The sequence below is a fragment of the Fictibacillus sp. KU28468 genome (assembly GCF_026153615.1).
GTDB classification, from domain to species: Bacteria; Bacillota; Bacilli; order Bacillales; family Fictibacillaceae; genus Fictibacillus_C; species Fictibacillus_C marinisediminis.
In genome coordinates this window covers 3,369,030-3,381,716 of record NZ_CP110666.1, presented here as the reverse complement: position 1 = coordinate 3,381,716, position 12,687 = coordinate 3,369,030, and the positions used below count along the sequence as shown (strand labels likewise).

The window sequence follows — 12,687 nt, the reverse complement described above, 5'->3', positions numbered from 1 at the left end:
TCGCGGGGCGTTTTACTCTTCGAATATTCATGGTTGTAATGTCTAGCTCCAGCGCCCGGGGTTGAAAACGGAAGTACCGTTTTCAACATAAGTCCTCGGAGGACGAAATGAAAAATCACAATTCGTCTTTGGTCGCTTCACTCTTTCGCCTCAACACAAAAAGCGTGTTGCTGCGTAAGAGTTCCAGCGCTTGAGGCCTCCAAGCCCGACAGCAGTTACCAAGGCCAGCGGAAGCCAGCGTTTAAAATTATCCCTTATCATTGTCGTCCCCTCCTGTAATTTTCTTATATTTATTTGGCAAATTAAGTATATTCATAATCTTTCAGGCACTCAATGGACCATAGGTATTGCCTAAATGGTACTAGATTACAAGAGGTGCTGAGGAGGTAAACAAAGGAGTTGACACAAAAAAAGAGCCAGGAACGTTCCCATGGCTCTTTAGCAGTTTTATTTACTCAATTATTTAGAAAAAGCATTGCTTGACGTACAGCCGGTGTGCTAAAATGAAGTTTGCGACTTACCGGAAATTGTTAATATAAGATTAAATTTACCCAAATTTATTATAATAGGTAAGTGGTTGTTTTGTCAAGAATTTTAGCATGGAAATTTGCAGATAAAGGAGAGGGGTTATGAACCAGTGGGAAACAGAATGGCAAAGAGAACAGGAACGCGTTAATTCGGTTGTTGATCAAGTAAAAAAGAAAATGAATGTTCTTGAGGAGCATCTTGGCGGGAAAAAAGAAGATGTGGTCCAGATCAGAAAAGACTTCTGGGAAGATGTGACCGTCAATTTTGATGATGCGCATGAGGCGGCAGAAACCGCAGCCAGTATTAAGCAGCAGGCAGAATTGCTGTCTGAATTGGAACGCAGCCATAAAAACGCTGAAGACCAGAAAAAAAGCCTTGTAAAACTGAGTGACTCCCCTTACTTCGGAAGAATAGATTTTAAAGAAGTGAAGGATGCCAAGACAGATCGAATTTATCTCGGAATCGCTTCGTTTTATGATGAAAAGGCAGATGAATTTCTAGTATATGACTGGAGGGCGCCCATCTCCAGTCTATACTATGATCATTCACTTGGCAGAGCGGAATACGAGGCGCCAGAAGGTACCGTTTCAGGAGAGATGGAGCTGAAACGGCAATATATCATCCGGAATGCCCAGATCAAGAGTATGTTTGATACGGGTGTGACCATTGGCGATGAATTGCTGCAGGAAGTACTGAGCCGGCAGGCTAATCCTCAGATGAAAAGCATCGTGGCCACTATCCAAAAAGAACAGAACCAAATTATCCGGAATACGAAGGGGAACCTTCTGATTGTTCAAGGAGCTGCCGGGTGCGGAAAAACGTCAGCGGCCCTTCAGCGTGTCGCTTACCTCTTATATCGATACAGAGAAACACTTTCGGCCAACCAGATCGTACTCTTTTCTCCCAACAACGTGTTCAACAGCTATGTCTCAAACGTTTTGCCTGAGCTGGGTGAAGAAAATATGCTGCAGACGACGTTTCAGCAATATGTGTATCACCATCTTGGTGATTCCTACGATCTTGAAGATCCGTTGGAACAGATGGAGGCCGTACTTACTGAGGATGACCATCCGGATCACAAAGTCAGGCTGGAGGGCATCCGTTTTAAAGCGTCGCTTGATTTCATGAACGTGATTGAAGCGTATATCACTCATCTGCGCAATGAGGATATGCTCTTTAAATCTGTTTCATTTAGAGGGAGAGTCTTGGTCTCAGCAGAACAGATCAAAGAAAAATTCTATTCTTACTCCTCTTCGGTTTCCATTCCGAACCGCATGAAGCTCGTATCCGAATGGCTCGTGAGTGAGGTCAGGAAACGGGAAAAGACCGAACGGAAAGAACCGTGGGTGGAAGAAAAAATACAGCTGCTCGATAAAGAAGTGTACGTCAGGCTCTATCAAAAACTAATGAAGAAAAAGCAATACACGGAAGATTCGTTTAATGATTTTGAACAGGAGCAGAGACTGTTATCGGCGTATGTGGTTTCCAAAGCATTTAAGCCATTGAAAAAGAGGATCAAGTCCTTAACGTTCATTAATCTTAAGGCGCTGTACATGAGGCTGTTTACAGGCGAGGGGTTATCCTGGGAGAGGGAGGAGAAGTATCTGCTTCCTGGCAGCTGGAAAGAAATCTCCAGGCTGACTGCTGAAACATTAAGCAATGGAGAACTTTTATATGAGGATGCAACTCCTTACTTATATTTAAAAGAACGGCTGGAAGGGTTTCAGACCAATACGGCAGTACGCCATGTATTTATAGATGAGGCACAGGACTATTCTCCGTTTCAGTTTGCCTTCATTCAGCGCCTGTTTCCACGAAGCAAAATGACCGTTTTGGGTGATCTCAATCAATCGATTTATGCCCATTCCACGGGTGATGCGTTTCAGATGCTGTATGAGCGTTATGGAAAAGACCATACAGAACGCATTATTTTAACGCGAAGCTATCGTTCCACAAGACAGATCGTTGAATTTACACGGGAAATGCTAAATGAGAAGGAATCCATCATTCCCTTTAACCGTGATGGAGAAAAGCCGGTGCTGAAACAGTACGAAAAGAAAGAGGACCATACTCGAGCCATTGCAGGCACGATCCGTAAACTGCAGGATAAACATTTAAAGACGATCGCTGTGATATGCAAGACCGCGAAAGAATGTGAGGAAGCTTACGAAAGCCTGAAAGACCAGGTTCATGTAGAACTCATGAAGAAAGATTCTTTTTCTTTCAAGCAGGATACGCTGATCATTCCATCTTATCTTGCTAAAGGGATCGAGTTCGATGCGGTTCTGGTATACAATGCGTCAAATTTGCAATACGGCAAAGAAAGTGATCGCAGGCTGTTTTATACGGTGTGTACCCGTGCCATGCACGAACTGTATCTGTTTTCCCGCGGAGCGATTTCTCCGTTCATCACTGCGGTTCCTCAAGATTCCTTTGTGAGAGAAAATTAACAAAAAACCTGCCTTGAAACCTGCCTGAGCAGTTTTCCAACATCATGAGGGGCTGTCCAGAAAGTCGAAAATTGACCTTCAGGCAGCCCCTTTTTGCTTGGATGCCAAGCTTAAACAAAAAAACACACCCTGTTCGGGTGTGTTAATTGGTAGCTACGACCTTATAGCCAATTTCCTCAAGCTCGTGAATATTGTCGATATTTGTAACGCAGACGGAATCGTCATCGACTCTGCATACGACTGCTTCATTTTCATGGCAGTTCTGCAAAGCCCCTACTACAGATTCAAACTCTTTACCTAAAATCTCTTTCTGTCCAACTGACCAGGAACGCTGCCGGCAAACGTGATTGACTAACGAAACCATGACGGGACCACCTCCGTATGGATATATATGTTTATACCACAATTCTAGCATTTTACTCTTATAGAGGCAAAAAGAAATTTATTTGTAATAATTTATCTTTTTATATCGAAAATTCTGCAAAAAGTTTGAAAATGAGAAAAATACAGACTGAGTTAGGTTTAAAGAGGGTAAGTATCGTTAATAGTAAGCGGGAAGGGAGCTGTAAAAATGAAAGTATTAGTCGCAGGAGCAAACGGAACAACAGGAAGATTAATTCTGCAGGAACTAAAAAAAGCAGGACATGAAGCCAAGGCGATGGTCAGGAAGAAGGAACAGGGCCCTGATCTGGAAAATCTAGGAGCCGAAATCGTGCTCGCTGATCTCGAAGGAGATGTCTCTGAAGCAGTAAAAGGCTGTGATGCGGTTATTTTTGCAGCTGGTTCCGGTTCGAAAACGGGTCCGGATAAAACGGAAGCAGTTGATCGGGATGGTGCGATCAACATAATGGAAGAAGCTGAAAAACAAAAGGTGAGAAGGTTTATTATGCTGAGCAGCATGGGAGCAGGAACTCCAGAGAAAGGACCGGAAGAGCTGCAGCATTATTTAGAGATGAAAGGTGAAGCGGATGACCGGCTTGAATCCAGCAGGCTCCATTATACGATCGTCAGGCCAGGTGCGCTCACCGATGAACAAGGAACAGGCAAAATTAATATTGGTCGGAACTTGGGGAGTGGGAGTATTGCCCGCGCCGATGTAGCCAAAGTGATAGTAGCATCCCTGGATCTTGAAAATGCAAATCATAAAATCTTTGAAATTCTTGAGGGTGATCAGCAAGTAGATGATGCTTTAAAATCACTGTAAAATTCATTTATGAATGTGCGAAGGGGCTGTCCAGAAAGTCGAAAATTGACCTTCAGGCAGCCCCTTTTTGGCTTGAAAAATCTTCAATGAAAAGTTAATTGAAGTGGAAGATGCGAGACTCCTCGAAAATGAACTTCACATTTTCTTCGTGCGATAAAAAGCTGCCGGAGCCTTCCTTGTCCTGCGGGACTAGCGTGACAGGTGAGACTCCCGCAGGCGCTAGCACCAAAAAGTAGGCGTTCACGCCGGTAAGGCTCACCGCACGCCCCGCGAAAGTAGGAGCTCGCGCCGGTAAAAGCGAGCAGCCTGGAACGGAAATCAACAGCTTACAGACTTCTTGGACAGCCCCTTTTTAGTTATAAAATAAAATATGGATGAGCTGAAGGACAATGCCCAGGAATATACTGCTTTTGACTGGAACCTTCAGCAGAAGCTTGCGGGCTTATCACACAATCCGATATCTATCTCCTGATCATTAATAGTTTTAAAGAGGTCTATCTGCGTCTGGCAAAATCCTTTTTTGAAAATCAGCTCCATCGTTCCGCTTCAAGAAATTTTATAATGAACTGCTGAATACATTTTTAAAAAGAGATGCAGATGGAGCAGGGAGCCTTACGAAGCAAATGATGGAGGACAGTTTGCGATTGTGGAAAACAGGAGGGTGAAATGATGAAGAGTAAGGGATTGTATCAGGACTTTTTCCTGCATTTAGACATTTTGGTCTTGTCATTGATTATGTTAGGAATGGCTTTCTTTGTAGTGGCGTCCGGTATTAGTTGGCTGGCAGTTCTCTGCTTTCTTCTGGGGCTTGTTGCCTTTATGTTCAGTGAATATTTCACTCATCGCTTTTTATTTCATTTAAAAGTACCTAAAAACCCTCTGTTTCTTAAATTTTTAAAGCGGTTACATTATGATCATCATAAGTTTCCAGATGACCTGAAACTCCTTTTTCTGCCAATCTGGTACAGCATTCCCAGTCTGTTTGTGCTTTCGGCCCTATTTTATTTTATAACGGGCTCCATTTTAATCAGCTTGCCATTTGCGGGCGGACTCGTCTGTATGCTCCTCGTTTATGAATGGAAGCACTATGTCGCGCACCGGCCGATCAAACCTAACTCCAGATTCGGCAAGTGGCTGAAAAAGACACATACGCTTCATCATTATAAAAATGAAAACTACTGGTATGGAGTGTCCAATCCATTTGTGGATGCACTATTTGGTACGTTGAAGGATGAGAAAAGGGTAGAAATGAGTCAAACAGCAAGGGATCTTGAAAAAAGAGCGTAATAGAGCCAGACCTTTTACTCTGCTTTTTTAGAGGATTTTTTGTTACAGTAGAAAAGAAGATAAAGATATTCGAGGAGATGATCATAATGAATCAGTACCTTTACAAGCAGTTTGAAATGACAAGAGGATTTTTTCTGAAAAATGCCAGCGCAGTTCCCGCTGAAATGGCTGATGTTCAGCCGGAAGGATTCAACAATACCATCCACTGGCACATCGGACATGTCTTAACCGTAACTGAGCAGTTTCTTTTCGGTTTTCCGAAAAAGTCAGCTCATTTGCCCGAAAACTATGTAGAATTGTTTGGCAAAGGAACAAAGCCGGCAGACTGGAAGGGAAATGTTCCATCCGTTGAAGAACTGGTCACTCAGCTGCAGGATCAGCTCGTACGAATTAAAGACATCCCGGAAGAAGCACTGGATGAAAAATTGAAAAAGCCGTTCCTTGGTCTGGAAACATTCCGTGAACTAGCAAACATGGCTGTTTTTCATGAATCCAATCATTTGGGACAGCTGCACGCGATCGAACTTCTTATTGAACGCACGGTCGTTAAAAACTAAGAAAACCCAGAGAGCAAAAAACGGCTCTCTGGGTTTTTTTATGGGTGGAATTTCAAACACAGACACAAGTGAAAAGTAAAGAACAAAACAGTGTTCATCATGAACAAATGAAATTATGAATGAATCACTGAATGCAGAAAATCGATATCATTTTTTATCTGTTCCTTCAGAAACCGGTCTCTGCAACGTAAATATTCATCCGTAAGCATGGCGATTTCCTTCATGAACAGCATTACCTCTGTTTTTTTTAGCATAAGTTAACCCTGCCCTGCTCGTTTAGAATATGGAAAAATTCTTCCTGATACTTTATTCCTCTTTTTCAGTCAAAATAAACTAATATGTGCTAATTTTTTTGCCTCGTTCACAAATCTTTCAAGAAAACATTTGGGATAAAGCGTATATAAGTTTTCCAAGTGAAGCATCAGTTGAGCCGTCATTAATATAAAAGATATCTAACGAAGAATAGGTTAAGGTTTTCATGTTTTCAACGGATGTTGCAATGATTTTCTACTCATTGTAACAAGGAATGAGTATACTGACACTTTTTTCAAAAATCGGTTCTGGCCGATACCGTTTTTTTCTTTTTTGAAATAAGGGAAGGCAGTTAAAGGAATGAATGATTGGGAAAGCGATAGAAAGAAGAAAAAAAGTACTGCATATTCCACTATGATTGACCACCTTTTATGCCTCGTTAAAGTAAATCATGACCAAAACACCTTTTCAATGGCAAACAAACAAGTTGAACTTTTCTGTTAATTGAAAGTCTATACATATTTTGGCGGTTAAACGACTACAGTGAATAAATACCTGTGCCAAAAGACGGATTGTGCATGAAAAGCAGAGAAGCTATGATTACGTTGAAAACAGAATACGTTTTCTGCTAGGGGAGCCCGTCAGCCGGGCTGAGAGAAGAGAGAATAAGCTCTTTGACCCTTTGAACCTGATCTGGGTTATACCAGCGTAGGGAAGTAGGAGTCGAAGTCATATATACATATCGTATATTTTTCTTTGTCTATCCTATCGGGTTCTTCTTACTAGAACCCGATTTTTTTTTATGCTGTGTGTAACTTTGGACTCAATTTTTGAAAAAACGAGGAGGAAGTTGCATGAACGTACAGAACGAAAGCAAGTTCTCATTAAAATCACAGTTTCCAAACAGCACCAAAGTGTATAAGACCGGATCCCGTCCCGACATCCGGGTGCCAATGAGAAGGATCAGTCTGGCGGATACACAGACATCAGGAAGAGATGAGAAGAACCCGCCCGTCGTCCTTTATGATACGAGCGGACCTTATACAGATTTGAATTATGCTGCAGATGTTGAAAAAGGACTGCCTTTGCTGAGGGAAAATTGGGTGAGAGACAGGAACGATACAGAGCAATACGATGGGCGCGGAATTAAACCGGAGGACAACGGCTACAGACAGCAGTCTCATGCGGGTCATGTGTTTCCGGTTCGCCCATTTAAGCCGATGCGGGCAAAAGGTGGCGGAAATGTTACTCAGATGCATTATGCAAAAAAAGGGATCATTACGCCTGAAATGGAGTTCATTGCGATCCGGGAGGGGCTTGAAGCCGATTTTGTTCGAAGCGAAGTGGCGAGCGGGAGGGCCATCATCCCTGCCAACATTAATCACCTGGAACTGGAACCGATGATTATCGGGAAGAACTTTCATGTGAAAATCAACGCGAACATCGGAAACTCTGCTGTGACTTCGTCCATTGAGGAAGAGGTTGAAAAAATGACATGGGCTACCTACTGGGGAGCGGATACAATCATGGATCTGTCTACAGGCAAAGACATCCATACGACAAGAGAGTGGATCATCAGAAACTCTCCGGTCCCTGTTGGCACCGTTCCGATCTATCAGGCACTTGAGAAAGTGAACGGAATAGCGGAGGATTTATCCTGGGAAGTCTACCGTGATACACTCATTGAACAGGCCGAGCAGGGAGTCGATTATTTTACGATTCATGCTGGTGTGTTGCTGCGGTACGTGCCATTAACGATCAATCGGGTCACGGGCATCGTTTCACGGGGCGGATCCATCATGGCGCAATGGTGTCTCGCTTACCATCAGGAAAACTTTTTATATACTCATTTCGAGGACATCTGCGAAATCTGTAAAGCGTATGACATCTCCGTCTCATTGGGTGATGGATTACGGCCCGGCTCGATTGCGGATGCCAATGACGAGGCACAGTTTGCAGAACTGGAAACGTTGGGAGAGCTCACAAAGATCGCCTGGAAACATGATGTGCAGGTCATGATCGAAGGACCGGGGCATGTGCCGATGCATCAGATCAAGGAGAACGTAGATAAGCAAATGGAGATCTGCCATGAGGCGCCCTTCTATACACTAGGGCCTCTGACGACAGACATTGCGCCTGGGTACGACCACATCACTTCCGCAATTGGGGCTGCTATGATTGGATGGTTCGGAACGGCTATGCTTTGCTATGTGACGCCGAAGGAACATTTGGGGCTGCCGAACAAGGATGATGTCAGGGAGGGAGTGATCGCTTATAAGATCGCTGCCCATGCAGCAGATTTGGCAAAAGGCCATCAAGGAGCATTGAAGAGGGATAATGCTCTCTCAAAAGCTAGATTTGAATTCAGATGGGAAGATCAGTTTAATCTATCATTGGATCCTGAGAAGGCAAGGGGTTATCACGATGAAACCCTCCCTGCACAAGGTGCAAAAACCGCTCATTTTTGTTCCATGTGCGGACCAAAATTCTGCTCTATGAAAATTTCACATGATCTAAGAAATATGTCTGCACAAGAACTTTCGGGTCAGGAAAAAGATGTAAAGGAAGGAATGCGGGAAAAAGCCAAGGAATTTCATGACAAAGGCTCGAATATCTATTCATGAGCACCATTTCTATCCTTCGTGAAAGAATTGCTCTGCTGGAAATGCAGCTGCAGGAGATTCAGAGAAAATGCCGCCATGTATTTCTCGAAACCTCAAACTCCGATGAACGCATCTGTATGAGATGCAGCTATACAGAAAAAATCCTGTACAGGTTCCCTGAAGAAAGAGCAGTGGTGCCTGACACCATTTATGCGCATAAACGGTGCCTGGCACCCAAATAAAGCATAGAAAACACCGCTCTTTGGCAATGATAATGAAAAAGGAAGATTCAGGGAGGATTTATATTGGGTACAAATTGGCTGCAGAATACATTAAACTGGACTGAGCAAAGAGTGGGGCAAGCTTCTGATGGATTCAGGGAGATCCTCGGAAAGATCAAGAACGAGCCGGCGATGACGGTTACTGACTTGGCGACCTTCATCATGCTTCATCCTGAGACCCATAAAGAAAGAAACGATTTTCTCGGACTTACGTATTACACTTATTCATTGCATCTGGGGAACGTTGATCTACTTCTGGAAACAAAGGAAGGAAATGAGCATAAGGTTTTAGAATGCAGAGTAGATGAAAATAATCAGGTGATCTCCCATTACCGTTCCTATGATGCAAAGGCCAAAGAACGTTTGGCCATTCCGTTGGACATCAAACAATATCATAATTAGAGTGAGATTCCCGTCGGCCAAAAGGCAGACGGGTTTTTTTGTGCAGCGTGTTATATTTTAAGAATATTTCAAAAAATATTGTATGAAGCAATAATATTTATTAAGATAATCTCGAATCGTTTCGTGAAAGACTTTTATAAAGGAGGAATTAGAAATGCATAAAAGAGGGTTGCAGCTTTACACGATAAGAGAGCTTTGTGAAAAAGATTTCATTGGCACACTAAAAGAAGTTTCATCGTGGGGGTATAATGGTGCACAGTTTGCCGGTTATTATGACACTTCAGCAAAGGTGTTAAAGCAGGCACTGGATGAGTATGATTTAAAACCGGCAGGCAGCCACATCGGACTCGATCAGCTTGAGGGAGATGCACTCAAACGCCAGATTGAATACAATCAGTTACTTGGAAACGACTTATTAATCCTGGCATATCTGACGGAAGAGAATCGAAAGAATATAGAAGATTATAAACGAGCAGCTGAGATTTTAAATAATGCAGGGTATTTATTGAATCGCGAAGGGTTGAAATTAGGGTATCACAATCATGATTTTGAGTTTGTTGATCATGGGGGTGCTGCAGGTTACGATATTTTATTGGATGAGACCGATCCCTCACTGGTTTCCTTTGAATTGGATTGCTATTGGGCAGCCTATTCAGGCTATGACCCTGCTGAGTTTATGGAAAGGCTTGGGAAACGTCTTGTTACTTTACACATGAAGGACATGGCAGTAAAAGGGACCGAAAAACAAAGCACGATTTTAGGAAATGGAGAATTGGATTTACAATCTATCATCAAAAAGGGCAATGAATTGAATGTATCATGGTACATTGTGGAACAGGAGCATTTTGAAAAAGACCTTGTCACTACTGCAAAAGAAAATGCCAGGGTTCTTGAAGAACTACTAAGTTAGAAAACTTTTTTGATATAAAGCAGGCTCCAACGAGTTGCTCAGCCTTAGCAGCTGGAAAGGATTCTGCTTTTTATTATTATCGGGCAAAACCGAAATAAGTGGGTATTTAATATGAAAAGGCTCTTTTCTAAAAAATTGTTGCTTTGGGAACATTTTTGTAAAGAACCTTTATTGCTAAGTTGATTGGAGTGCAAGGTGCGAGACTCCTCGAAAATGAATTTCGCATTTTCTTCGTGCGATATAACGCTGCCGCAGCCTTCCTTGTCCTGCGGGAGCAGCGGGACAGGTGAGACCCAAAGGTGCCTGCGCCGTGGGGCTCACCGCACGCCCCGCGGAAAGCGAGCATCCTGGAACGGAAGTCAGCCACTCTCAAGAGCAACAAAGGTTACGAAAACAGCCTATGAAAAAGAGGAGGTAGATGATGAGTATCTATAAGAAAGAAGAAGGAAAAGTGGCCATTGTTACAGGCGGCGGTTCAGGAATTGGACGAGCAGCAGCCCTGGCCTTGGGGAAGGAAGGCTTAAAGGTTTGCGTGATGGATGTAAAAGAAGAACGAGCAGAAGAAGTGGCAGGGGAGATTAAGGATTCGGGCGGGGAGGCGATGGCTGCGGAAATCGATGTTTCCAACCCTCATGAGGTGCAGCGAGGAATAGAGCAAGCGGTACAGAAGTGGGGGAGGCTGGATGTTCTATTTGCCAACGCCGGGATTAACGGGACTCTTGCTCCAATAGAAATTTTGTCGCTTGAAGAATGGAACACCACCATATCCACCAACTTAAACGGCACCTTTTTAGCCGTTAAGCATGCTATTCCCTATATGAAAAAAGCAGGAGGAAGCATTGTGATCACGAGTTCCATTAATGGAACTCGTAAGTTTCACGGATTCGGGATGGCTGCATACAGTTCATCGAAAGCAGCACAGGTTGCTTTTATGAAAATGGCTGCTCTCGAGCTTGCCCGGTATAAGATAAGAGTGAATGCGATTTGTCCTGGTGCCATTAATACCAACATCGGAGAAAATACAGATGCAACCGAAGCGGTAAAGGAGATTACGATTCCGGTTAATTATCCAGAAGGAAACCAGCCCCTTGAACATAAGCCTGGGGAACCTGAACAAGTCGCCGATCTCGTTTTGTTTCTTGCGTCTGAACGCTCCGGTCATATTACAGGAACAGAAATCTACATTGACGGCGCTGAAACACTTCTATAAAAGAAAATGAAAGAGTACAAAAAGAGAAGAGCTGTCACTAGCTCTTCTCTTTTTTACCGCCGGCCCCTTGAGTTGGTTTAAGGTATCTGTAAGGGGAAATTCAGAAAGATGATACACGGGTATTAAATAGGGGGTAAAATAGCGTCTATGCCGCTTTTTGGGGCTTTTAAACAGCGTTAGAAAGATGTATTCAGGGTTCGATTGGTATGGATAATAAAGGATTTTTAGTATTTTTATAGAAAAGAATAAGGAAGGTAAATTGACTAAGTTTGGGGAGAAGATCATTTGAATCAATCAGAGAACATTTTAAATCAAGATGATGTCTTGCACATGCTGGATTCTTTATTAAGAGATCCGGTACCCTTTTGGGATGAATTTTATCGTGACCGTAATAAAAAGATTCCTTTTTTTCATAATGTGCCTGATGAAAACTTGGTTGAATACTTCGACAATGGCCGGTTAGGACCAGGCAGAGTGCTTGAACTAGGCTGCGGCCCGGGGAGAAACGCGATTTATCTTGCTCAAAAAGGCTGCGAGGTGGATGCGGTTGACCTGTCTGTAGAAGCCTTGGACTGGGGAAAGGAGCGAGCGCTGAACCAAAAGCTGCCTATTCATTTTATTCATCAGAATATCTTTAATCTGGATATAGAGGACGGATCCTATAACTTCATCTATGATTCAGGCTGTTTTCATCACCTTGCCCCGCATCGCAGGCTGACCTATGTGGAACTTGTAAACCGAGCTTTAAAACCAGGCGGCCATTTTGCGGTGACTTGTTTTGTGATGGGCGGCAGTTTGGGAGGCTCGGAAATTTCAGACTGGGAGGTGTACCGGGCGCGATCGGTGATGGGCGGATTGGGCTATACAGAGGAAAAGCTGAAAACTATTTTCAGGAGCTTTACGGCAGTAGAGGTTAGAAGGATGAAAGTGATGGGTGCAGGAAGTTCAACATTCGGTGTTCCGGATTTATGGACAGCTTTGTTTAAAAAGGAATAAAAAGTAG

Annotated in this window: 14 protein-coding genes and 1 riboswitch; of the genes, 11 read left to right on the top strand and 3 right to left on the bottom strand. The window is 43.2% G+C overall.

Annotation, left to right across the window (positions count from 1 at the left end; translation table 11 throughout):
* The first annotated feature begins 629 nt into the window (after positions 1–629).
* Positions 630–2,978, top strand: coding sequence for an RNA polymerase recycling motor HelD (gene helD / locus OKX00_RS17710; protein ID WP_265408256.1), 2,349 nt, complete (start codon positions 630–632; stop codon positions 2,976–2,978).
* A 142-nt stretch (positions 2,979–3,120) separates the two neighbouring features.
* Here helD and OKX00_RS17705 read toward each other — a convergent pair whose 3' ends face one another.
* Positions 3,121–3,342, bottom strand: coding sequence for a hypothetical protein (locus tag OKX00_RS17705; RefSeq protein ID WP_062236130.1), 222 nt, complete (start codon positions 3,340–3,342; stop codon positions 3,121–3,123).
* Between the two features lie 207 nt (positions 3,343–3,549).
* Between OKX00_RS17705 and OKX00_RS17700 the strand changes: the two genes are divergently transcribed.
* Positions 3,550–4,182 carry an SDR family oxidoreductase gene (locus OKX00_RS17700; protein ID WP_265408254.1) on the top strand — a complete coding sequence of 211 codons (633 nt, stop codon included), beginning with the start codon at positions 3,550–3,552 and terminating at the stop codon, positions 4,180–4,182.
* Between the two features lie 94 nt (positions 4,183–4,276).
* On the opposite strand, the gene OKX00_RS17695 is transcribed toward OKX00_RS17700, so the two are convergent.
* Positions 4,277–4,504 carry a hypothetical protein gene (locus OKX00_RS17695; RefSeq protein WP_265407977.1) on the bottom strand — a complete coding sequence of 76 codons (228 nt, stop codon included), beginning with the start codon at positions 4,502–4,504 and terminating at the stop codon, positions 4,277–4,279.
* 48 nt (positions 4,505–4,552) lie between these two features.
* Between OKX00_RS17695 and OKX00_RS23395 the strand changes: the two genes are divergently transcribed.
* The 4 genes from OKX00_RS23395 (at position 4,553) to OKX00_RS17685 (ending at position 6,026) form a co-directional block, all read left to right on the top strand.
* Positions 4,553–4,654, top strand: coding sequence for a hypothetical protein (locus tag OKX00_RS23395; RefSeq protein ID WP_416054255.1), 102 nt, complete (start codon positions 4,553–4,555; stop codon positions 4,652–4,654).
* A complete protein-coding gene (locus tag OKX00_RS23390) occupies positions 4,627–4,755 on the top strand; it encodes a hypothetical protein (RefSeq protein ID WP_416054349.1) in 129 nt (42 codons plus the stop codon). The genes OKX00_RS23395 and OKX00_RS23390 overlap by 28 nt, the downstream gene beginning before the upstream one ends.
* A 96-nt stretch (positions 4,756–4,851) precedes the next feature.
* Complete coding sequence (locus OKX00_RS17690; RefSeq protein ID WP_265410579.1) at positions 4,852–5,469, top strand: sterol desaturase family protein; 618 nt, start codon at positions 4,852–4,854, stop codon at positions 5,467–5,469.
* Between the two features lie 86 nt (positions 5,470–5,555).
* Positions 5,556–6,026 carry a DinB family protein gene (locus OKX00_RS17685; RefSeq protein ID WP_265408253.1) on the top strand — a complete coding sequence of 157 codons (471 nt, stop codon included), beginning with the start codon at positions 5,556–5,558 and terminating at the stop codon, positions 6,024–6,026.
* Between the two features lie 113 nt (positions 6,027–6,139).
* Here the strand turns inward: OKX00_RS17685 and OKX00_RS17680 are convergent, their stop codons facing one another.
* The gene (locus tag OKX00_RS17680) at positions 6,140–6,280 is read right to left on the bottom strand and encodes a hypothetical protein (RefSeq protein WP_156418955.1); all 141 of its coding nucleotides are present in this window, start codon (positions 6,278–6,280) and stop codon (positions 6,140–6,142) included.
* Positions 6,281–6,898: 618 nt separating this feature from the next.
* Positions 6,899–7,010, top strand: a riboswitch (TPP riboswitch).
* Positions 7,011–7,132: 122 nt separating this feature from the next.
* Between OKX00_RS17680 and thiC the strand changes: the two genes are divergently transcribed.
* From thiC to OKX00_RS17655, 5 genes are all read left to right on the top strand, one after another.
* The gene (thiC, locus tag OKX00_RS17675) at positions 7,133–8,902 is read left to right on the top strand and encodes a phosphomethylpyrimidine synthase ThiC (protein WP_265408252.1); all 1,770 of its coding nucleotides are present in this window, start codon (positions 7,133–7,135) and stop codon (positions 8,900–8,902) included.
* Between the two features lie 284 nt (positions 8,903–9,186).
* The gene (locus OKX00_RS17670) at positions 9,187–9,564 is read left to right on the top strand and encodes a hypothetical protein (protein WP_265408251.1); all 378 of its coding nucleotides are present in this window, start codon (positions 9,187–9,189) and stop codon (positions 9,562–9,564) included.
* Between the two features lie 154 nt (positions 9,565–9,718).
* On the top strand, positions 9,719–10,474 hold the full coding sequence (locus OKX00_RS17665) for a sugar phosphate isomerase/epimerase family protein (RefSeq protein WP_265408250.1): 756 nt from the start codon (positions 9,719–9,721) through the stop codon (positions 10,472–10,474).
* 421 nt (positions 10,475–10,895) lie between these two features.
* Positions 10,896–11,684, top strand: a complete 789-nt coding sequence (locus OKX00_RS17660) for an SDR family oxidoreductase (protein WP_265408249.1) — start codon at positions 10,896–10,898, stop codon at positions 11,682–11,684.
* A 330-nt stretch (positions 11,685–12,014) separates the two neighbouring features.
* Positions 12,015–12,680, top strand: coding sequence for a class I SAM-dependent methyltransferase (locus tag OKX00_RS17655; RefSeq protein WP_265410578.1), 666 nt, complete (start codon positions 12,015–12,017; stop codon positions 12,678–12,680).
* Positions 12,681–12,687 lie beyond the last annotated feature (7 nt).

Excerpts from the sequence above, each read along its gene's own strand:
- OKX00_RS17680 (WP_156418955.1), bottom strand. The coding sequence starts at position 6,280 with ATGCTAAAAAAAACAGAGGTAATGCTGTTCATGAAGGAAATCGCCATG.
- OKX00_RS17660 (WP_265408249.1), top strand. The coding sequence starts at position 10,896 with ATGAGTATCTATAAGAAAGAAGAAGGAAAAGTGGCCATTGTTACAGGC.
- OKX00_RS23395 (WP_416054255.1), top strand. The coding sequence starts at position 4,553 with ATGGATGAGCTGAAGGACAATGCCCAGGAATATACTGCTTTTGACTGG.
- helD (WP_265408256.1), top strand. The coding sequence starts at position 630 with ATGAACCAGTGGGAAACAGAATGGCAAAGAGAACAGGAACGCGTTAAT.
- OKX00_RS17655 (WP_265410578.1), top strand. The coding sequence starts at position 12,015 with ATGCTGGATTCTTTATTAAGAGATCCGGTACCCTTTTGGGATGAATTT.
- thiC (WP_265408252.1), top strand. The coding sequence starts at position 7,133 with ATGAACGTACAGAACGAAAGCAAGTTCTCATTAAAATCACAGTTTCCA.
- OKX00_RS17665 (WP_265408250.1), top strand. The coding sequence starts at position 9,719 with ATGCATAAAAGAGGGTTGCAGCTTTACACGATAAGAGAGCTTTGTGAA.
- OKX00_RS17690 (WP_265410579.1), top strand. The coding sequence starts at position 4,852 with ATGAAGAGTAAGGGATTGTATCAGGACTTTTTCCTGCATTTAGACATT.
- OKX00_RS17705 (WP_062236130.1), bottom strand. The coding sequence starts at position 3,342 with ATGGTTTCGTTAGTCAATCACGTTTGCCGGCAGCGTTCCTGGTCAGTT.
- OKX00_RS17700 (WP_265408254.1), top strand. The coding sequence starts at position 3,550 with ATGAAAGTATTAGTCGCAGGAGCAAACGGAACAACAGGAAGATTAATT.
- OKX00_RS17685 (WP_265408253.1), top strand. The coding sequence starts at position 5,556 with ATGAATCAGTACCTTTACAAGCAGTTTGAAATGACAAGAGGATTTTTT.